General features: G+C 53.2%; 15 protein-coding genes. 3 read left to right on the top strand and 12 right to left on the bottom strand.

Features of this window, described 5'->3' with window-relative positions; genetic code table 11:
• Positions 1-53: 53 nt before the first annotated feature.
• Together J7I43_RS22575 and J7I43_RS22570 are read right to left on the bottom strand one after the other, a co-directional pair.
• Complete coding sequence (locus J7I43_RS22575; RefSeq protein ID WP_209148155.1) at positions 54-1,805, bottom strand: autotransporter outer membrane beta-barrel domain-containing protein; 1,752 nt, start codon at positions 1,803-1,805, stop codon at positions 54-56.
• Between the two features lie 478 nt (positions 1,806-2,283).
• Positions 2,284-4,815: an ATP-dependent Clp protease ATP-binding subunit gene (locus J7I43_RS22570; RefSeq protein WP_209148154.1), complete on the bottom strand. Its 2,532-nt coding sequence runs from the start codon at positions 4,813-4,815 to the stop codon at positions 2,284-2,286.
• 267 nt (positions 4,816-5,082) lie between these two features.
• Here J7I43_RS22570 and J7I43_RS22565 point away from each other — a divergent pair, with 267 nt between their 5' ends.
• The 3 genes from J7I43_RS22565 to J7I43_RS22555 all read left to right on the top strand — a co-directional run bounded on the left by J7I43_RS22565 (position 5,083) and on the right by J7I43_RS22555 (position 7,518).
• Positions 5,083-5,457, top strand: a complete 375-nt coding sequence (locus J7I43_RS22565) for an STAS domain-containing protein (RefSeq protein WP_209148152.1) — start codon at positions 5,083-5,085, stop codon at positions 5,455-5,457.
• 17 nt (positions 5,458-5,474) lie between these two features.
• Positions 5,475-6,383 carry a ribonuclease Z gene (locus J7I43_RS22560; protein WP_209148150.1) on the top strand — a complete coding sequence of 303 codons (909 nt, stop codon included), beginning with the start codon at positions 5,475-5,477 and terminating at the stop codon, positions 6,381-6,383.
• A 283-nt stretch (positions 6,384-6,666) separates the two neighbouring features.
• On the top strand, positions 6,667-7,518 hold the full coding sequence (locus J7I43_RS22555) for a DUF3575 domain-containing protein (protein ID WP_209148148.1): 852 nt from the start codon (positions 6,667-6,669) through the stop codon (positions 7,516-7,518).
• A 243-nt stretch (positions 7,519-7,761) separates the two neighbouring features.
• On the opposite strand, the gene dapA is transcribed toward J7I43_RS22555, so the two are convergent.
• The 10 genes from dapA to J7I43_RS22505 all read right to left on the bottom strand — a co-directional run bounded on the left by dapA (position 7,762) and on the right by J7I43_RS22505 (position 20,459).
• Positions 7,762-8,664: a 4-hydroxy-tetrahydrodipicolinate synthase gene (gene dapA / locus J7I43_RS22550; protein WP_209148146.1), complete on the bottom strand. Its 903-nt coding sequence runs from the start codon at positions 8,662-8,664 to the stop codon at positions 7,762-7,764.
• 93 nt (positions 8,665-8,757) lie between these two features.
• Positions 8,758-9,711 carry an acetyl-CoA carboxylase carboxyltransferase subunit alpha gene (locus J7I43_RS22545; RefSeq protein WP_236023450.1) on the bottom strand — a complete coding sequence of 318 codons (954 nt, stop codon included), beginning with the start codon at positions 9,709-9,711 and terminating at the stop codon, positions 8,758-8,760.
• Between the two features lie 605 nt (positions 9,712-10,316).
• Positions 10,317-10,676 (bottom strand): DUF6934 family protein, encoded by a 360-nt coding sequence (locus tag J7I43_RS22540; RefSeq protein ID WP_209148144.1) that lies wholly within the window; start codon positions 10,674-10,676, stop codon positions 10,317-10,319.
• A gap of 43 nt (positions 10,677-10,719) precedes the next feature.
• A complete protein-coding gene (locus tag J7I43_RS22535; protein ID WP_209148142.1) occupies positions 10,720-11,319 on the bottom strand; it encodes an SGNH/GDSL hydrolase family protein in 600 nt (199 codons plus the stop codon).
• Position 11,320: 1 nt separating this feature from the next.
• Positions 11,321-12,580 (bottom strand): kynureninase, encoded by a 1,260-nt coding sequence (gene kynU / locus J7I43_RS22530; protein ID WP_209148140.1) that lies wholly within the window; start codon positions 12,578-12,580, stop codon positions 11,321-11,323.
• 105 nt (positions 12,581-12,685) lie between these two features.
• Positions 12,686-13,267: a hypothetical protein gene (locus J7I43_RS22525; protein ID WP_209148138.1), complete on the bottom strand. Its 582-nt coding sequence runs from the start codon at positions 13,265-13,267 to the stop codon at positions 12,686-12,688.
• A 53-nt stretch (positions 13,268-13,320) separates the two neighbouring features.
• The gene (locus tag J7I43_RS22520) at positions 13,321-14,643 is read right to left on the bottom strand and encodes a DUF4302 domain-containing protein (protein WP_209148136.1); all 1,323 of its coding nucleotides are present in this window, start codon (positions 14,641-14,643) and stop codon (positions 13,321-13,323) included.
• A 29-nt stretch (positions 14,644-14,672) separates the two neighbouring features.
• On the bottom strand, positions 14,673-15,575 hold the full coding sequence (locus J7I43_RS22515; protein WP_209148134.1) for a zinc-binding metallopeptidase: 903 nt from the start codon (positions 15,573-15,575) through the stop codon (positions 14,673-14,675).
• A gap of 29 nt (positions 15,576-15,604) precedes the next feature.
• Positions 15,605-17,059, bottom strand: coding sequence for a RagB/SusD family nutrient uptake outer membrane protein (locus J7I43_RS22510; RefSeq protein WP_209148133.1), 1,455 nt, complete (start codon positions 17,057-17,059; stop codon positions 15,605-15,607).
• A gap of 10 nt (positions 17,060-17,069) precedes the next feature.
• Positions 17,070-20,459 (bottom strand): SusC/RagA family TonB-linked outer membrane protein, encoded by a 3,390-nt coding sequence (locus J7I43_RS22505; protein ID WP_209148126.1) that lies wholly within the window; start codon positions 20,457-20,459, stop codon positions 17,070-17,072.
• Positions 20,460-20,525 lie beyond the last annotated feature (66 nt).

Here is a 20,525-nt window from a genome sequence, read left to right as displayed (position 1 = left end):
ATTATAAAGGAACGGCCACGGCTATACGCAGCCGTTCCTTTCAATCAAAATTGTTAGAAGTTGGTAGCAGACCTGCTGAGTACTTCCCAGGTAGTGCCCATGGAGATCAGGGTTACGGAGAAGTAAGGTTCGTCAATATCGATAGTGGCGCGGCCGCTGATGTTCTGACCGTTTGCGGAGATCTGAACGATGCTGATCTCGGAGGCCGGCGACGCAGCGGCAGTTCTTTTAATGATGTAGATCCTTCCTTTGTTGGCCGCATCCGCAGCGGGGATGGTTACCGGCACGGTGGCGGAGCCGTTGCCGGACACAAGCACGATGTAGTCGTTGTCGGCTACTGTGCCGCCGCCGCCGGGCAGCGTGGTCACTTTCACCATTACGGAACCGTTGATGTTGATGCCTGAAGTAGCGTCTGTACCGCCGACAGTCAGGTTTTTGGCAGCAATCACCTGGTCGTTGAAGGTTTTAACGCCTGCAATGTTCTGTGCTGCATTCGTGATCAAACCGCGGTTGGTCGCGTTCGCGTCAGGGATATTGAAGGTTACGGTATTGGTGTTGGAAACGATGCTGAAGTCTGTGCCCGTATTGCCTACCACGAACCCGAGCTTACCGGTGGCGGGAGCCGCCGTAGCGTCTGTGTTGGTAGGGTCGGTGATGGCGCTGATGCCGCCGGTGAGCCTGCTTTTGTCCATCGTGATCTTTTTCACTTCACCGCCCGCGCTGCCGTCTTTCACGAGTACGTCGAAAGTGGTGGCAGTGGCGCTGGCGTTAGGCGTAAGGCCGAGTTTCAGGGAACCGTCCATGGTCAGGCCTGCAGTACCGCCGTTTACGTTAGTGATGGCGATGTCGCCGTCGAACGTTTTGAGGCCTTTGAAGGTCTGGGCGCCGGTAGTTACCACACCGGGCACGTCTTCGCTGGCAGGATAAAGGGTCAGCGTCCATTTACCGTCGTTCGGGCCGGTGCCTTTTTCGATCTTGCCGGGAGCGTTGCCCGCAGCTGCGGCGGCGGCCACGTCTGCCACGGTAATACCGGAAGCGGAAGTGATATTGGCCAGTTTATCCCAGTCGGCTTTCGTGATGAAACCGTACGTCTGGCCGGCAGCGCCGGTCATGGTCGGGAAGGTCAGGTTTACGTTCTGGCCGGTTGCGGCTGCCGTGATACCGGTTGCGGAGGCAGACACTGCGCCGCCCAGTACCGCGTCGCCTTTCACGGTGTTCAGCGAAGTAACGGAAGTAAGGGAAAGGTTCTGTTTCTGGATCAGGCCGTCCGATCCGATCATCAACACATCGTTCACACCGGAAGCCGCCACGCCTACATTCGCGTAAGGGATGGTCAGTTTACCGTCTGTGGCGAACGACATCACATCGAGATTGTTCGCCTTAAATTTCAACGGCTGCAGAATAGTGGTACCGATAAAGCTGTTGGCGTCGGCGTTGGCGTTACCGCCCAGTTTCCAGGGCCCGCCGCTTGTGCCGTCATCTTCCTGCATCTTGGTCCAGTCCGCGTCCGTATTGCCGGTACCGGTCTTAAAGTAAAAGCCCGCGCCGTTCGGGTGGCCTGCGCCTGCTTTCAGGTAGATCACCATACCCTGGCTCACGTTAGGCCGCGATTTCAGGAAGGTATAACCGGTAGCGTCGAGGCGGGGAAGCAGGAAACCTTTGCGGTTGCTTTCCAGTTCGAGGATAGCGTTCGGGTCAACGAATGCGGGATCGCCCCCGATCTTGACCTGCGCTTTCAGTTTGTTGTAAGAGAAGAACAACAGGGATGCCATTACAAAAGTGGCAATGCGTAACGACTTTCTCATAGGTAATAGGTTAAAAAATATTGACTTGTTTTAGAGAATATATGAATGTTGAATGCTCATGTTAAATGCCTGTTCTGACCATTATACACAGAAGACTATCCAAGTCCGTACAGTTTTTCCGACGATATTTTCTCTCTTCCGAGTACCGGGTAACAATGCTTTCGCAATATTAAATATATATTTTGACTAATACGTTATTTTTATAATGTTTTTGTTTAGTCTAATACATTAAACAGTCGTATAATATCTATAATAGGATGACGGTCATTTAAATACAAAAGAATTTTCTTTCGGCCGCAATGATGTACATTTTACATAAAAAAGGGCGTTACAATACGGGCTCAATGGCACCAGCGCCTGTTTCGGCAAACCGCTGTCGTTGACCCGCAGGCGATGACGTTGGAATTCGTTTGTTCGCAAATAAAAAAGCCGCCCCGGTTTTACCCGGAGCGGCTTTGAGTTTTATTGACACTTAAAATTATGCTTCTGATTTTTCTGACTTGCTCCTCGAAGGATTCTTCAGGGAGAACACCAGTTTCTGGTTTTCCTTGTCGAGGTCCGCGATCAGGATGTCCCCGTTATGAATGTTCATATTGAGGATCTCTTCCGCCAGCGGGTCTTCCAGATATTTCTGGATGGCCCTGTGCAGCGGGCGGGCGCCGAACTGCTGGTCGTACCCTTTCTCCGCCAGGAAGCCTTTCGCCTCGTCTGTCAGTTCCAGGCTGAAGCCAAGTGTTTGCAGTCTTGCCAGCACTCCCTTCATGGTGATATCGATAATGGTATAGATATGCTCTTTGGAAAGGGAGTTGAAAATGATCACGTCGTCGATACGGTTCAGGAACTCGGGGGAGAAGGTGCGTTTCAGCGCCTTTTCGATCACGGCCTTGGTGTTGTCTTCTTCACTTACCGCCCTGGAGGAGGTGGTGAAGCCGACGCCCGCGCCGAAGTCTTTCAGCTGGCGAACACCGATGTTGGAGGTCATGATGATCAGGGTATTCTTAAAGTCTACCTTGCGGCCCAGGCCATCCGTGAGGATACCGTCGTCCAGCACCTGCAGCAGGATATTGTAAATATCCGGGTGCGCTTTTTCGATCTCGTCGAGCAGGATCACGGAGTAAGGTTTGCGGCGCACCTTTTCGGTGAGCTGACCGCCTTCTTCGTACCCTACATATCCCGGAGGCGCGCCGATGAGGCGGCTTACGGAGAATTTTTCCATGTATTCGCTCATGTCGATGCGGATCAATGCATCTTCGGAATCGAACATGTATTTGGCGAGCGCTTTGGCCAGCTCGGTTTTACCGACGCCGGTGGGACCGAGGAAGATGAAAGTACCGATCGGTTTTTTCGGGTCTTTCAGGCCCACGCGGTTACGCTGGATAGCTTTGGTGACTTTGGAGATCGCCTCGTCCTGCCCTACTACCGCGCCTTTCAGGTCTTCGCCCATGCGGCGCAGTTTTTCGTTTTCGGCCTGCACCATCCGTTTAACGGGGATGCCGGTCATCATGCTCACAACTTCCGCTATCGCTTCTTCGTCGATGGGATAACGTTTGTGTTTCACTTCTTCTTCCCAAACGGCTTTGGCTTTTTCGAGGTCTTCGCCGAGTTTCTTTTCGGTATCGCGGAGCGCGGCGGCTTCTTCGAAGCGCTGGCTTTTCACGACCTTATTTTTTTCCTGCTTGATGTCTTCGATCTGTTTTTCCAGGTCGAGGATGTTCTGAGGAACGTTGATGTTCTTCAGATGCACGCGTGCGCCTACTTCATCGAGCACGTCGATCGCTTTGTCCGGCAGCAGGCGGTCCGTCATGTAACGGTCGCTGAGCTTCACGCAGGCGTCGATCGCATCGTCTGTATAAGACACGTTGTGATATTCTTCGTAACGCGGCTTGATGTTGTTGAGGATCTGGATGGTTTCGTCCACGGTGGGGGGATCTACCATTACTTTCTGGAACCTCCTGTCGAGCGCGCCGTCTTTTTCGATGTACATGCGGTACTCGTCGAGCGTGGAAGCGCCGATGCACTGGAGCTCGCCTCTTGCGAGGGCGGGTTTGAAGATGTTGGAAGCGTCCAGCGAACCGGAAGCGCCGCCTGCGCCAACGATGGTATGGATCTCGTCGATGAACAGGATCACGTCCCTGTTCTTTTCGAGCTCATTCATGATGGCTTTCATCCTTTCCTCGAACTGGCCGCGGTATTTGGTACCGGCCACGAGGGCGGCGAGGTCGAGGGAAACCACGCGTTTGTCGAACAGCACGCGGGAAACCTTGCGCTGCACGATGCGGAGGGCGAGGCCTTCCACGATGGCGGTTTTACCTACACCGGGCTCGCCGATCAGGATAGGATTGTTTTTCTTGCGGCGGGAAAGGATCTGCGAAACGCGTTCGATCTCCTGTTCGCGGCCAACAATGGGATCAAGGCTGCCTGATTCGGCCAGCTTGGTGATGTCCCTGCCAAAATTGTCGAGTACAGGTGTTTTAGACTTGGTGTTGGTCTGTTTTGCTTTGGAAGCATAACTTTTCCGTTCGTCTTCAAACTCCTCTTCTCCGGGGTCATCGAATTCCGCTTTGGGATCTGCGGATTTTACGAAGCCCAGTTCGTTTTTAAAAGTATCGTAGTCCACGTCAAACTGTTGAAGGATTTGAGTACATACGTTTTCTTTATTCTTCAGGATGGATAACATGAGGTGCTCTGTTTCCACGGTGGGAGACTTCAGCGCCTTTGCTTCCAGCACGGTTACACGGATCACTTTCTCTGCCTGTCGGGTTAGCGGGAGGCTGTTGATATTCGCGATATTTTTACCGGTCTTATCTTTAATGGCCAACTCCACTTCTTTTCTCAATTCATAAAGATCAACGTTCAGAGCCTGTAAAATTTTTACAGCTGTTCCCTCACCTTCACGAATAATACCCAATAGCAGGTGTTCCGTACCGATGAAATCATTTCCCAGGCGTAATGCTTCTTCCCTGCTAAACGAAATGATCTCCTTTACTTGCGGTGAAAAATTCTGATCCATTGTAGATGATTTTGTTAAACCCTTACGGGGGCTCGCTTATACAATATTACCAAATAAATTTCGGATTTACTTTGGATTTAGTTTTTATACTTGTACATTCTTGGTTAAGATTTACTTTTGCGGTGAAGGGCCTTGTGAGGTAAATATACTTACGAGAAGAGGGATGTTTTTGATCGGTGTCGGTACTTCTGCAAGGATTTTTATCGGACCGGTTTCCTTTTTGTGCGTGTCCTTTTTTTATAATGTTAAAAATTAACATCCGGCAATATGCAATTCAAAATTGATACCAAAGAAAAAATAGTGTTATTACGGCTGGAAGAAGAAACGCTGGATGCTAAAATGTCAGATACGTTTGTTAGCTCCCTCGCTTCGCTGGACGAGCTGGAGCAGAAAAACCTTATACTGGACCTGCATTCCCTCCAATCCGCGGACGATGCCGGTCTCAAAGCCATTTTTACAGTGTACGCGCGCCAGTACGATCGCGGACTGAGCGCCGCGGTAACCGGCCTTAACAGTACTTTAACGCAAAAACTCTCCGCCGCGTACCCCGAAATACTCAATATCGTGCCCACCGAATCCGAAGCCATCGACATGGTGATGATGGAAGACCTGGAACGCGAGCTGAACCTCGATGATGAATAAATGTCTATTTTCGCCATATGTTCGCGGTAACGATCTTAGGTAACAATTCGGCCATTCCCACGCCAGACCGGCATCCTACGGCGCAGGTAATAACCTGCAACGAACAGCTGATGCTGGTGGACTGCGGGGAAGGCACCCAGATGCAGCTTACCAGGTACAAGGTTCGCCGCGGGAAGATCCGGTATATTTTTATCAGCCATCTTCACGGCGACCATTACTTCGGCCTCATCGGGCTGCTCAACAGCATGAGCCTGCTCGGCCGCATAGAGCCGCTTACCATTTTCGGCCCGCCCGAACTGGAGGAAATATTGCAGCTGCAATTACGCGTTGCGGCCACCGTTCTGCGTTTCGAGCTGCAATTCCAGGCGCTGCTGCCGGAGCGCACCGGGTTGCTGCTGCGCGACAAAGACCTTGAAGTAAGCTGCTTTCCCGTTAAACACCGCATTCCCTGCTACGGCTTTTCGTTCAGCCTCCAGCGCCGCAAGCGCCGGGTGATACCCGAGCAGGCCCGCGCCTACGAAATACCGGCCGCTTATTTTTCAAAACTGCAGGACGGGGAGGATTATCTCACCAAAACCGGCAGCGTCGTAAAAAACGACTGGGTAACGCTGCCCCCGGCCCGTGGCAAACGGTACGTGTATTGTGCGGACAGCATTTACGACGAAGAACTGATCCCTTACCTGCAGGACGCGGACCTCGTTTACCACGAAACCACTTACCTGGCCGACCTGCACGAGCGCGCCGCCGAACGGTATCACAGCACTTCCGTACAGGCCGCTACGCTGGCGTTGCGCGCCAATGCGAAACGTTTGCTGATCGGGCATTTCAGCTCGAAATACACCGAGCTTCAGCCTTTCCTCGACGAAAGCAGGCCCGTTTTCGCTAATACCGACCTGGCTTTGGAAGGCGCTACTTACATCTTGTAAGGAATCTGATCTTCTGTTCCCTCATTCCTTTTTGTCAATACGGCCGGTTTTTCCACGAGGTTGCCCCTCCTGTATCTTAACCCGTCTTTCAAAGAAACCGCCCATCCGGGACGGCAAAGGCCTTTCACCTTTTCTGTATGATGTACGTACTTCCCATTTTCCATAACCATCCCCATCTCCAGCTGTCCTTAACTAATTTATGCATAAAAAAAATACTTATAATTTAGTATTGTCTAATATAATTCAACCATTTAACTTTACACATTAAATTATTTCTATAACTATGAAGCGAACTTTACTGTTGGTCACGGCAGCACTGTGCCTGAACCTTTCCCTGCGCGCGCAGGACGTCGTTGATTCCGTTGCAACGGCCTATCCGTCCGCCGTAGATGTTTCTGCTGCTGCCCCGGCGCCTGAAAAAACCTCGAAACGCAACGGGCCTTATTACAAGAACATCGTCAAGACCAACCTTTCCACCATTGCGCTGGCCAATTACGGTCTTACCTACGAGCGCATGCTCACCCGCAAGATCTCCGCATCCGTGGGGTACCGGTTCATGCCTTCCACCTACATTACCCAAAGCCCGCTGGGCGAAAAGGTGATGGATATTGTGGCGGAAGAGGGAGACGATATCAGTCAGCAGCTGGACAAGCTGAAAATGAGCGGTAACGCCGTGACGCTGGAGTTCCGCGTGTACACCGGCAAAAGGCCTGGTGCCAAAGGATTTTATGCCGGCCTCTACGGGCGTTATTCGACCTTTAAGTACGATTATCCCTACGACTTCGAAAAACCTTCCGGCAATACGCTGGTACCGCTGAAAGGCAATTCCAAAGGCATCGGCGGCGGCGTGATCCTCGGCGGGCAGTTTATGGTGGCGAAAAGAGTGGTGGTAGACCTGTTCATCATCGGCGGCCACTATGGCAGCATGACGGGCAAGCTGGAAGGGCTTACGGATATGAGCGACTTCGACGAGGCGGACCGCGCCGAGCTGAAAGACGAGATCGAGGGGCTGATAGACCTTGGCGGGGATAATGGCATCAAAGCGGACGTACGCGACGACGGCGTTCGCGCAGACATCAAGCTGCCGTTCCTCGGCCTCCGCGGCCTTGGGCTTACCGTGGGTTTTGCGTTCTGATCCGGCCTTTTATTCAATCCCCATACCTACAACAGCGGCCGCCCTTTACCGGGGCGGCCGTTTTATGGAATATGGTGAAATGCCGCGGAAAATAATGCAACCGGCTGCGCCCTTACAGGCAAATCCAACGGGCATTCCCGGGGTGAGTGCCCCGGCCGGTTCGAAAAACAAAACCGGATGAGGAAAGATCCGCATCCGGTTTGCAATTATGGGTACAGGAAAAACCCGTGAAGATCGAATGAATTAAACCAGGGACGCCGCTTTGCGGTATGCTTTGAGATACGCGCCGATCCTGCTTTGCAGGCTTTCGGAAGCGGGCACTACCGGCAGGCGGAACACGTTTTCCACCAGTTTGTCGAAATGCAGGAACGCTTTGATGCCTGCGGGGTTGTTTTCGGCGAACATCAGGTCGAAACCTTCCAGCATGCGGTAGTGCAGGCGGCGGGCTTCGGTGTAGTTCTCTTCCAGCGCGGCCCTTACCATGTCGGAGAAATCTTTCGCGAAATAGTTCGCGGCGACGGAGATCACCCCGTCCATACCGCAAGCCAGCTGCGGGAACGCCACGGCATCGTCGCCGCTGATCACCAGGAAACCTTCGGGCTTGCGCGCGACGATCTCCATGCATTGTATCATATCGCCGGACGCTTCTTTCATCGCGATCACGTTCTCCACTTCCTTCGCGATGCGCAGCGTGGTTTCGGCCGTCATATTGCGGCCGGTGCGGCCCGGAACGTTGTAAAGAATGATGGGTTTGGGAGAAGCGGCGGCAATGGCCTTATAATGCTGGTAGATGCCTTCCTGCGTGGGTTTGCTGTAATAAGGCGCAACGCTGAGCACAGCGGCGGCCTCGTCCAACGGGCAGGTTTCGAGGCGTTTCACCACGTCTTTTGTGTTATAGTCGCCAATTCCTACTACTACAGGCACGCGTTTATTCACCTTTTCGAAAGTAAACTTTATCAGGTCCAGCTTTTCTTCCGCTGAAAGCGTAGGTGTTTCGCCTGTGGTGCCTAATGTAACTACATATTCCACACCACCGTTGATCACATGGTCGATCAGTTTTTCAAGACTGCGCCAGTCGATCGTTTCCTGTGTAGTAAAGGGCGTCACCAGCGCAACGCCGGTACCCCTCAATTGTTCCTGTAACATATCTGTGTTTTCGACAGCCTCTGCGGCCGGTATATTTTCTGCAAAGATTGAATTTTGATCCGGTTCCCGCAATAAAAGAAGCGTATATTTTATCTAGCGTTCCTCGTAGAAGCCCATATTGGAAAATTTCTCAATCCGTTGCTCGATACGGGCATCCGGGTCGATCGGCTTCAGTTCTGCCAGCGTCTGCTTCAGTTTCGCCTTCAATATCGCCGCCATTTCTTCGTGGTTGGAATGCGCGCCGCCCACCGGTTCCTGGATCACGCCGTCTACCAGGCCGAACTGGCTCATGTAGCCGGAGGTCAGTTTCAGTTCTTCCGCCGCTTTTTCCTTGAAGTTCCAGCTTCTCCACAGGATGGTGGAGCAGTTTTCCGGGGAAATCACGGTATACCAGCTGTTTTCCAGCATAAATATCCTGTCGCCGATGCCGATGCCGAGCGCGCCGCCGGAAGCGCCTTCGCCGATGATCACGCAGATCACGGGCACGCGCAGCTTCACCATTTCGAACAGGTTGCGGGCAATGGCCTCGCCCTGGCCGCGCTCTTCCGCTTCCAGGCCAGGATAGGCCCCCGGCGTGTCGATCAGGGTGATGATCGGTTTGTTGAACCTTTCCGCCAGCTTCATCAGGCGGAGGGCTTTACGGTAACCTTCGGGATTGGCCATGCCGAAATTGCGTATCTGGCGCATTTTGGTATTAACGCCTTTCTGCTGCCCGATAAACATTACGGTTTCACCGTCCAGGTCGGCAAAACCGCCTACCATGGCTTTGTCATCTTTCACGTTGCGGTCGCCGTGCATTTCCACGAAATTGGTGGTCATGCGCTCGATGTACTCCAGCGTATACGGACGGTCAGGGTGACGGCTCAGCTGCACTTTCTGCCAGCTGGACAAATTCTTATAGATCTGTTGTTGGGTGTCGAGGATTTTTTGTTCGTACTCTTTAACTGTAGCAGAAACGTCCACACCAGACTTTTCCCCGTTCTCTCTCAGTTTTTCCAGTTGTTCGTACAGATCAGCAATTGGTTTTTCAAAATCCAGAAATTGCATTATACAGTTTTAAAAAGGTTAAAGCATTTCACCAGGTATTGTTGATTTTTTCACTTGCCTGATGGAACTGACGTTTCATAAAGATAGTAAACCCTGTAAATCAACCCAAAAGGCTGCTTTCCGGCACAGGGATCTGCATTAAATTACAAACCCGGCTCCGCCGGGATAAGGAGTGCAAATGTAGGATATTTTGGAGGATATCAAAGAAGAGGCGCTAAATAGCTGATCTATAACGTCTTACTGCGCTACAGATATTTGGGAACACGCTTCATGGCCTCCAGGATTCTTTTTGCTTCTGCGCTTCTTTTCGGAAATAACACACGCCCCTCGAGTCTTGCCGCAACTAAAGCCAAAAGAGTGGATTCGGGTATGGTTACCAACCTATCGTTTTTGTTTTCTTTAGTTTTCATAATTCAAATTTACGTTTTCTGGATGCAAAATCGATGTCGTATTTCTTTCCTGGTTGATATAATTCCTCTATGATTTTCCCATTCTCACTTTGAATCCCGCCCCAGAAAGTGTATGTCTCGCAAAGCGCCTTAAAATTTTTATTTACATAACTCCTGTAAACATTAATCCTCCTTTCATAATCCCTGCAATTTTCCTCACAGTTTTTCCTGCAATTCAATCTGCATGTCAACAAAATCAATCCGGCTGTCGCTTCCCTTCACCATCAGAGCAGCGTCTTCGTATATTTGAAAAAAACGCGGGATTACGCTTAACACCGTATTAAAAACCTGGCACACGTCACCATTATTTGTATTGGTGTCGTCTTCGATTGAATTCGTTTCGGCATTATAATCCCCGGATGCAAGGTTAAAAACGTTCCTGTCTCCGAAAATTCCCGAGTATTCAAATTCTACTACTTTAATCTTCTCTTTATATCCCTGGCTTACAAACAGGTACCTGATACTCTCAACTTTAATGGCTTCCTTTAGCGGATAAACCCTGGCATTTATGTTCACTGTTTTGGCGGTTGGTTTTACAAAACCAATTTACAGAAAATACTTACCCCCTCAAAAAAATACTCACTTGTTCCGCCCAATAAGCATACACTCTCCCCGATGGATGCAACTGATCTTCCACCACGCTTTCCGGCCTTCCGCCTGTTTCGCGGTACACCGGCGTTATGTCCGTATAATTAAACCCAAGGCTCGCACTGATCTCTTTATTGATAGCATTAAAACGATCGATCGCATCGTGAATGGCTTTGGCATCGCGGTCTTTCGCGAAAGGCGTTACGCCCCAGTCAGGAATGCTGATCACTGTAATGTTTTCTGCCGGTGTTAACTCCAACGCTTTTTTCGCCAGCCATTCGAACGAAACGGCGTAATCCGTTTCGCTCGTGCCGCGGTATTGATTATTCACGCCGATCAGCAGCGTTACGAAATCATAAGCGGGCAACAGCCGTGTGTTGTGCTGCAGGTGATGGATCAGCTCGTCGCTGGTCCATCCTGTTTTGGCGACGATCTCCGGCGCATGAAACGCATGGCCTCCGGCGCGCATTAATTGCAGCGCCTGGTATGGATAACTGTCGTGCAGCGGCACGCCTTCGCCGATGGTATAAGAATCGCCGAGGGCGAGCCATGTTTTTGGTTGAACGGGCATATCAGAAGGTTTTCAGTACTTCGTAAAAACGGTGAACGTCTGCATAAGAACAATACAGCGGCGCGGGAGCAAGACGGATCACGCCGGGCTCGCGGTAATCGCAGATGATACCGTTTTCCATCATGCGCGTTTGTATCGCTTTGCCGTTCTGCGGGAAATACAACGACAGCTGCGCACCGCGCTGCTGCGGGTCTTTCGGGGTGATCACCTCGCAGGGAAGCGAAGTTTGCCCTAACAAAAATTCAAGGTAAGCGGTAAGATGGATGCTTTTTTCGCGCAGTTTTTTTATGCCCGCTTCGCGGAACAGTTCCAGAGAGGCTTTGAGCGCCGCCATGTTAAACACCTGCGCCGTGCTGATCTGCCAGCCGGCGGCTCCGTTGCGGGGAATAAAACCTTTTTCCATTTTGAAACGCGTTTTTTCGTCGTTGCCCCACCAGCCGCCAAGGCGCGGGAACTTCGGATCGTTGCCGAAACGTTCGTGCACGTAAAGACCGCCAGCCGCGCCCGGGCCTGCGTTCAGGTATTTGTAGGAGCACCATACCGCAAAGTCCACATCCCATTGATGCAGTTCCAGCGGGATATTGCCGGCCACATGCGCAAGGTCCCAGCCGGCGTAGGCGCCCGCTTCGTGCGTGGCCGCGGTGATGGCTGGCATATCATAGAATTGCCCGGTATAATAGTTGATGCCGCCCATCAGCGTTACCGCCAGCGAATCGCGGTGCTGATGAATGGCCGCGAGAATATCTTCCGTATGCAGCAACTTCTCTCCTTCCCTCGGGTGTACTTCCACGATCGCATCGTTCGGGTCGAAACCATGCAACCGCACCAGCGTTTCCAGCGCGTACTGGTCAGACGGGAATGCCCCTGCTTCCATCAGGATGCGGTAACGCTGTGGTGTGGGCTGGTAAAAACTTTGCAGCACCAGGTGCAGGTTCACGGTGAGGGTGTTCATCACGGTCACTTCGTCTTCGCTGCAGCCCATCATACCGGAAAGCGTTTCACTGAAATTGTACTGGTAATACAGCCAGGGGTTCCTGGCGTGGAAATAACCTTCCACGGCCATGTTCCGCCAGTCTTCCAGCTCCTGCTGAATAGCCCCGGCAACGGTACGCGCCTGCAGGCCCAGGGAGTTGCCGCAGAAATAAACAGTGTCTTTTCCTTCATGTTGCGGGAAATGGAAACGGGACCTGAAGCCGTTCAATACGTCGGCAGCGTCCTGGCTTTGCGCAAAGGACGCTGTGTTCTCAAAAGCAGTGTTCATAACGGAAAGATACTATTCCGGCAAGTTCTGTACAAAAAAGAACCCGGGGGAGTTACAAACATGTATCTCCCGCCGGGCCGGTATCCGGATTGATAAGTAGTCGTTCTAGTCTTTCAGGCCAAGGTACGCTTTCACGGAATTATAGTCTTTCCAGTTGACAGACTGCCTTGCGGTAGTACCGCCGGGTATCAGGATGTAACGGAACTGGAATACTTTGGCGTTAGCGTCGTTCATACGTGAACTGAGATCGAAGTTGGAGATCATGAATATCTCGCCTTCATAAAAAGTAGTGGTGCAGCTGAGCCCTCCGCCGATATAGATATCGAACAGCGGCAGCGGGTCTACTTCGGGCTCAGCGGTAGTGCCCCAGTTAAAATATACTTTTACTTCACCTGAATTAAGTATTTCTTTCGTCAGCTTCGGCGCCATGATGGATGCGGTAAACGCCAGCGTATCGCCGGTGTCCGGGTCTTTTTCAGGAACAAATGCCACATCTGTCCAGGCGGAATAGATCACGTTCGCGGTACCGGGGTCGCCTTTTCCACCAGCGGGGCCTGCGGGACCGGCGGGGCCTGCAGGGCCGGCGGGACCAGCGGGACCGGCATCACCGTCTTTGGAACAGGACACTGCAATAACAGCGACAAACAGCATGAGGACGTATACTAAGCGGGGCGTCATCCTTTTCATAACAAGTTGATTTTAGTTATTAATAATTGGTATTTCGCATAAACTGTGACTGATCAGTATTCCCAGGTGATCCAGGCTTTGGCGTCCCTTGCGCTCACCATGTCGTAGCTGCGCGCGCTGGTTTGCACCAGGTAATAACCCAGCGGGTCTTCGAATTGGGCGGCCGTGTTTTCATAAGGCGCCTGCGCGCCGGGAGGCAGGTCGCCCAGCCTTCCAAGCCAGGTGAAGATCACGCGGCCGTTGGCCGTGAAAACAGGCGGTTCGAATGCCGCGCCGAACACGATGGTGGGCTGGCCGTTCTCATTGTGCACCCATCCGGCAAGGTCATAAAGCAGGCCGCCGCCCGCGTCGCCAAAACGCGGCCAGAAAACCAGGAACTGGAAGTTGGGGATATTGTGCAGCTTAAAGGCATCGTCTACCCCATTTACATGAAAACCGTTCAGCGTGGCCCAGTAACCGTCCTGCTGCGCCATGAACAGCCACCAGCGCTGCGGAGCTTCCAGGTCTTTCACGACAGGCTCGATGGCCCCCGCGATAGAAGACGGCGTGGTACCGTTCACGTTCATGGTGAAGGTGGAAGTGCCGGTATTCCAGCTGAAGTTAGAAAAAGAGGTAATGGTGTTCGCCCCGTTGGTAAGCGGGGTGGTGAGCTGTATGCCGGTACTGTTCACGATGTAACCGGAAGTATGCTGTTGTGCGTTGCCGGCGCCGTCTCTCCATATCAGCGTCACCGTTCTGTCCGTATTGTTTACATGGATCTCGTATTGAACGCCGCCGTAGCTAAGGCGTTTGAAATAGTTGAGGATGCGCGCGCCAAGGTCTTCAAACAACAGCACATTTTTCCAATGCCCGTTCTGCCAGGTTTCCAGGTCTTGTTGCGTCGCTTTTTTCAGTACCATCCTGCTGCCCTGGAAACGCCCGGTGAGTTTGATACTGTCCGCCGCAAGCGAATCCAGCGAAAACTCGAAATCGGAGCGCAGGCCTTCGCCGTCTGCACCGCCGTTCACCGATCCATCGGGGTCTGCGAGAATATGGAGATAAGAATAAGTATCAAAGATCAGCGAAGGCTGCTGCAGCGCTTTGAGGCGGAAGCTGCTTTCTTTTCTTTCCGAAGCGGTGAGCGTGTCTATATCGCCGAACATCAGCACGCGGTTGGCGTCGTTGAAACTGAAGTGGAAATTATAAATGCTGCCGTTTGCCGTTACGAGCCGGGCATTCCAGCCGTATTGCGAGCCGGCCAGCGCGGACTGGTAGTCGGCGAGCGTTGCGTTGATCCGCTCGTCCGTAGTGCCGGGAAATACGGAATCGTTGTTGTCCTTCCGGCAGGAGGTGAACGCCAGTAATGCCAGTAAGAAATATGATAGAGCTCGTTTCATCTGATAAATATTGTTCCGTAATGGGATAATTACTTCGTCAGTTCGTCGATAGCGGCGCGCGTGCGGCTTTGCAGGCTGTAGAAATCGATCTTCCAGGCCTCCGCGAAATATTTCACCACGATCGCTTCTTTCTGCCGGAGCCGTGCCCTCGCTTGTTCCGGCGTAGTGCCGCCGGGGCCGGGATCGGTGATGCTGTTCAGCAGGTTGTCGAAGCCCTGTTTGCCTTCCACCAGCATCATGGCGATCATTTCCACGAAATCCTCGTCGGGCGCGCTCATCGCATAGGCGGTCACAAATCCGTCTGCAAGCGCGGCGCCGTCGGAAACGTTGTTCCAGTTAGACGTATACATGCCTACCGAAATGCGTTTAAAATCCTGCGGGTATAAAATATTCTGGTGAAGAATGTGGCCGAACTCGTGCTCGATGGTATGGAACATCATTTTCACATTAAAAGAATCGGAAGGCTCATATCCCGCCATCGATTTCGTCCGGAAATTATTCAGCACGTACAGCACGATCTTCCTGCCGCCCTCGGCGGTGCCCAGCGTGATAGTGCCGTCTGTATTGTAACTGGCGCTGCCTACGAGCACGAAGAATTTCGGCACGTATTTTTTCACGAACAGCTCGCCGGCTTCGGCTTCGTAAGGTTTTAGCCAGGCCCTGCGGATGGTGCTGAGCACGGGAATGATCTTTTCTTCTTTTGGCGGCACCAGTACGTGCGTGTAATCCAGCTCGCCCTGGTCCCATTTATATTTTACCGATACGTTCAGCGGCGTGGTAAGACTATCCTTTATCCACACGTCGATGGGGCCGGGCGCCCAGGTGTCTCCACCCAGCCCGGGAATGTCGTTCACATCGTCGAGCGAATCGTCTCTTCTGCAGGCGGCCAGCATGCAGAAAGAAAGGAGGATCAATATTATCGGATGCTTCATATGCATGTTTGTGCTTTTAAATTTAGTGGTTAACGCGGATTGGCCGGTATGCCTGAAATAGCGGCGGATGAAGGTATCTGGAACAACCTGCGCGGGTCTGTGCTCGTCAGCGTCGAAGAGCCGCCGCCCGCCACCGTATGCGTAACGGGAATGCGGAAACGCAGGATGTCGAACCAGCGCATGCCTTCCTGCACGAACTCGGCGCGTTTAAAATCGAGTATGGTGGCCAGCAGCGCGATCTGCAGGTTGTTCGTGCCATAAAAATTCCTGATCCGCTGCGCAGTGATCGTATGTGCGCCGGCGTTATAGTTGTTGATGCGCGTGGCGGCGTATTTGTTGAGGTCGTCGATAGCTGCGGAAGTATTGTTCAGGTGCGCATTCGCTTCCGCGCGGTTGAACAGCACTTCTTCAGCGGTGAACAACGGCACCATCACATACGCCGTACCGATACCGGCGTTCACGGTGGAGCGCACGAAAAACTCGTTGATCTTCGGGATCAGCTGGTTCTCTTCGCCACCAGCGGTATACGACTGGTTCCAGAACACCCAGTCCCCGCCGGTCACGTTATCCGCGAATATCTGCTGCTGCAGGGCGTCGGTAAGCGCGTAACGGAACGTGTAATAATAACGGCCGTACACCGAAGGCGTTTCCACCAGCAGCAGGTTGGCCGGCTCGGTGGCTTTGGCGTATACGCCGAACAGCTCCAGGTAGGTCATGGTTTTATACGTCGTGTTCCAGGGCCGCAGCATCGGGGTCACGTTGTTGTCGGGGAACACCATCGTGGCATAGGTCACGGCGGTGGCCCATTGCTGTTTAAAAAGATAGAAGCGTGCGGCGAAAGCGTAGGCGGCGGTGGTGGTAAAGTGATATGCCGGCACGGAATACCGGTTGTTGTCCAGCATCGGCATGCCTGTCAGCAGGTCCTTTTCGATCATTTCATACACATACGCCACCGTTTTGCGCTCGTATTGTTTGATCACGACGTTCTCCGGCTCGGTCACATAAGGAATGCCCGGCGCAGTGGCCGCCGTGGCGGGATCGTAGGTTTCCGAGAAAAAAGTGACGAGCATAAAATGCGCGTACGCCCGCGCCACGAGCGCTTCGCCTTTCTGCGAGCGGTAATTTTCCGGGTCGGGCGCGTTATCGCAGGTCTGGATGGCCAGGTTGGCGGCCGCAATGGCCGTGTAGCAAGCATTCCAGTAATATTCCGGTGAATCTTCCTGGTCGTCTCTCACATCGCGGAACTGGAAGGGATCGGTGTTGATATTTTCGATGGTGCCGCTTCTTTTATCCCCCACATTGTCTGACGATGCCTCGGCGAAGGCCATATAATTCGCCTGCGGATAGGCGGTGCCGAGCAGGCGGCTCACCTGTTCGGGCGTGTTCAGTTCTGCCCGCATGTCCGGCGGCTGCTCCAGGTATTTTTTACAGCCTCCGGCGGTAAACGCGAGGCAAACGCCAGTGAATATCAGCAGTCTTTTCATGTTCATACCTTTAAATGCCAACTTTGAGGGTGAGGGTGAATTGTTTCTGCACGGGCAACGCCACACCGCCGGAATTGAAGAACTCCGGGTCCTGTCCTCTCAGTTTTTTATCGGAATAGATCAGCCACGGATTGATCGCGGCCCCTGAAACGCTCGCGCTGTTCAGCCCCAGCCGGTTCAGCAGCGCAGGCTGTAGATTGTACGTGAGCGAAACGGTTTTAAGCCGCAGGAAAGCGCCGCTGGCGACCCTTTCGGTGGAATAGTTGTAGTTGTTGTAAGGATATTCGCCGTTGAGCCTGGATTGTTCCAACCCGCCGAGAATAGACGGCACGTTCGTCACTTTTTCGTCTCCTGGCATCAGCCAGCGGTCCAGGAATTCCTTGGGCGTGGCGTCCAGGTCGGAGTAAGAGGTTTTGAACGCGGGATACAGCCTGATCTTGTTGCCGCCCTGCGCCGTTACGAAAATATTCAGCGAAAGGTTTTTGTAGTTGAATGTGTTGGACCAGCCGCCGTTCAGGATCGGGTCTACCGGGCCTTCGTACACCAGGTAGCCGATGTTCCTGTCCTGCAGGTAAACCCCGCCGTTGGCCTCTCCTTTTTCGTCGGTGAACCGCGGGTCGCCGGTGAGCGGGTTTAGCCCCCTGAACTCCAGGGAAAACAGTCCGCGCGCCGGGTAACCCTGGCGGTTGCCGCCTTCAGCCTGCACCATGTCGAAGATCTGCGGGCGGCTCCTGTCGCTGGTGATCTGGTTTTCGTTGTAACCAAAAGTGACATTGGTTCTCCAGCCCCAGTCTTTCCGCGTGATCACCGGCCCGCCGATCATCAGTTCAGCCCCCCAGGAATCCATGTCCGCATAGTTGGCCGCTTTCTCCGGCTCTCCGCCAACGCCCGACGTGCGGATGATGCTGATCAGGTCGAAACTGTTGCGGATATAACCGTCCAGCGTGATGTTCAGCTTGTTTTTAAACAGCCCCACGTCCAGCCCTGCGTTCGCGGTATACGCCTTTTCCCAGGTCAGCTCCGAATTTTCGAGGTTGGCCAGCCTGATCACCGATTCCACTTCCGTAAAATAAGGACGGGTGGTATTGATATTGCGCAGCACGATGCTTGAATTGGTTGCGGGCCCCATGCTCGCGGTAAGACCGTAAGACGCTCTCACCGTGAGGTAATCCAGCCACGACAGGTTTTGCATGAAAGGCTCCCTGTCCGCGTTCCACGAACCGGCGAGGCTCCACGTGGGCAGCCAGCGGGCGGTGGTGCTTTTGCCCAGCCTGTTCGAACCGTCGTAACGGACCGTGCCGGTGAAGTTGTACCGTTGTTTGAAAGTATAACCCGCCGAACCGTAAAATGCCACAAACCGGTCGTAGTCCTTGCTCATACCATAATACGGGAAATTGCTCTCGATGGTTTGCTTCACGATGCGGTAATCCACGAAAGGAACGCCCCCATTGTCGTACTGGTAGCCGAACCCGGTGTTGCTGGCCTGCTGGCGGTCGGCGGATTTTACCTGCATGCCGGCCAGGAGGTTCACGGAGTGAATATTGTTGAAGGTTTTGATAAAGCTCAGGCTGTTCCGGAAATCGTAGCTCACCAGCTGGTCTTCGGTACGGTTGTAAAAACCGCCGTAAGGCAGCACTACTACCGGCTCCGCCTCCGGATCGTCCGGGTCGCGGTAAAGGAAGCGGTTATTCTGCCGGATGGTGGAATTGCCTGCCGCGCGGTAAGCGTTGGCCATGTTCGCATTTTCGGTGATCTGGTGCTCCATGCTCGATTTCACGTACCGTACCGCTCCCACGAACTCGAAGGTGAGCGCGGGGGTGAACTTGTATTTCAGGTCGCCCTGCAGGCGCAGGTCAGACACGTTGATGTTCATGTAATTATTTTCCAGCTCCGTAAGAATGTTGAAAGGCGCGAAGTTGCGGCGGAAATATTCACGGTCGCCGTTTTCGTCGTAAGCCGTAAGCGTACGGCTGGCGGTGAGCGCGTAGTTGAAGGGATTGATATCGAAATCCCTGTCGTATTGCCCTTCCACCGGGTTTTCCTGCCGGGTGAGCGAGCCGGGGGCGCGTTGCTGCCGCACGGATGCGAGCGTGGAAAAACTTACGGTAAGCCGGTCGGAGAAATTATAGTTGTTGCGGAAGTTGAGCGTATAACGGTTCACGCGGTCTGCAACCGTCCAGCCATTGTCCCCGTAATAACTGGTCGAGAAATACGACTGCGATTTGTCGTTCCCGAAGGAAACGCTCAACGAATGTTCCTGGATAAAATTGTTTTTGAACAGCAGGTCGTACCAGTCGGTATTGGCCGCCGCATATCTTTTCAGGAAAGCGGCGCGGCCTTCCGGCGTGTTGGGAATGGGGAAATTGCCGCTATTGTCCGCCAGCAGGCCTTCGTACATTTTGCCGTACACGCCGTTGTCTGCCCGGTCGAGAATATCCGCGCTCAGCAGGCCTTTTCTTTCCAGTTCGGCGAGCACGGACATCTGCTGCGAGGAGTTCATGATGCTGTATTCCGCATACGAAGGCACCAGCTGGGTGCTGAAGTTGCCGGTATAGTTCACCAGGGTTTTGCCTACCCGGCCTTTTTTGGTCGTGATCACCACTACGCCGTTCATGGCCCGGGCGCCATACAGCGCGGTGGCGGCGGCGTCTTTTAAGATGGCGTAAGATTCGATGTCGTTGGCGTTCAGCCCGGCCACGGCGGAGCCAAGCAGCGTGGTGGGGTCGCCGCTGGAAAGCTGGTCGTTTGAAATGTTCACGATATCTTCCAGCACTACGCCGTCTACCACCCACAGCGGTTTATTGTCGCCATGAATGGAAGTGGCGCCCCTGATGCGCAGCTTGGGCGCGGCGCCGAACGCGCTGGACACGTTCTGGACGGACACGCCGGCCACCCTGCCTTCCAGCATGCGGCTCACATCGGTAAGACCGTCGATCTTCACTTCGTCGCCTTTCAGGGTGGTGGCGGCGCCGGAAAACTTGCGTTTGTCCAGGTCCTGGAAACCGGTCACCACTACTTCAGACAATACGCCGCCCAGCGAGCCGAGGCGGATATTGAGCGGCTGGCCTCGGTAAGTGACTACCTGCACCCTTTTGCCGATGTAGGAAAAACGAACGCTGTCCCCCACTTTGCCGGCCAGTGTAAAAAAGCCGTTGGCGTCGGAAAGGATGCCCTTGCGGCTGACGAGATTTTCTACGGTAACACCGGGCAGCGGGATATTTTCCTCCGCATCGATAATGCGGCCCGTAATACGGGAGGCAGGCACGGAATCCTGGTAAGCGATGGTTCCCTTTGCAAATGCGTCAGCAGGCGTAAAGGCGGCAAACAGTAACAGGATAAACAAGACCGGGGGCTTCGGGCGCCGTTTCCCGGCATCACAGGCGTAAACCTTTAATTGCATGAGCGGTGTTTGATTTTAGTACACTTTGGTTGATATGCCGGCAGCTCTCAATGCTTTCCTAACGCA

Origin of the sequence: Chitinophaga chungangae (assembly GCF_017742215.1) — a bacterium.
Classification (GTDB): domain Bacteria; phylum Bacteroidota; class Bacteroidia; order Chitinophagales; family Chitinophagaceae; genus Chitinophaga; species Chitinophaga chungangae.
Note: the sequence above shows the minus strand (reverse complement) of the source record. Positions and strands in the feature narration are given on the sequence as shown.

What these genes read in the sequence shown, in the direction of transcription:
- J7I43_RS22575 (WP_209148155.1), bottom strand. Translation starts at nt 1,805, where the DNA reads ATGAGAAAGTCGTTACGCATTGCCACTTTTGTAATGGCATCCCTGTTG.
- J7I43_RS22570 (WP_209148154.1), bottom strand. Translation starts at nt 4,815, where the DNA reads ATGGATCAGAATTTTTCACCGCAAGTAAAGGAGATCATTTCGTTTAGC.
- J7I43_RS22565 (WP_209148152.1), top strand. Translation starts at nt 5,083, where the DNA reads ATGCAATTCAAAATTGATACCAAAGAAAAAATAGTGTTATTACGGCTG.
- J7I43_RS22560 (WP_209148150.1), top strand. Translation starts at nt 5,475, where the DNA reads ATGTTCGCGGTAACGATCTTAGGTAACAATTCGGCCATTCCCACGCCA.
- J7I43_RS22555 (WP_209148148.1), top strand. Translation starts at nt 6,667, where the DNA reads ATGAAGCGAACTTTACTGTTGGTCACGGCAGCACTGTGCCTGAACCTT.
- dapA (WP_209148146.1), bottom strand. Translation starts at nt 8,664, where the DNA reads ATGTTACAGGAACAATTGAGGGGTACCGGCGTTGCGCTGGTGACGCCC.
- J7I43_RS22545 (WP_236023450.1), bottom strand. Translation starts at nt 9,711, where the DNA reads ATGCAATTTCTGGATTTTGAAAAACCAATTGCTGATCTGTACGAACAA.
- J7I43_RS22535 (WP_209148142.1), bottom strand. Translation starts at nt 11,319, where the DNA reads ATGCCCGTTCAACCAAAAACATGGCTCGCCCTCGGCGATTCTTATACC.
- kynU (WP_209148140.1), bottom strand. Translation starts at nt 12,580, where the DNA reads ATGAACACTGCTTTTGAGAACACAGCGTCCTTTGCGCAAAGCCAGGAC.
- J7I43_RS22525 (WP_209148138.1), bottom strand. Translation starts at nt 13,267, where the DNA reads ATGAAAAGGATGACGCCCCGCTTAGTATACGTCCTCATGCTGTTTGTC.
- J7I43_RS22520 (WP_209148136.1), bottom strand. Translation starts at nt 14,643, where the DNA reads ATGAAACGAGCTCTATCATATTTCTTACTGGCATTACTGGCGTTCACC.
- J7I43_RS22515 (WP_209148134.1), bottom strand. Translation starts at nt 15,575, where the DNA reads ATGAAGCATCCGATAATATTGATCCTCCTTTCTTTCTGCATGCTGGCC.
- J7I43_RS22510 (WP_209148133.1), bottom strand. Translation starts at nt 17,059, where the DNA reads ATGAAAAGACTGCTGATATTCACTGGCGTTTGCCTCGCGTTTACCGCC.
- J7I43_RS22505 (WP_209148126.1), bottom strand. Translation starts at nt 20,459, where the DNA reads ATGCAATTAAAGGTTTACGCCTGTGATGCCGGGAAACGGCGCCCGAAG.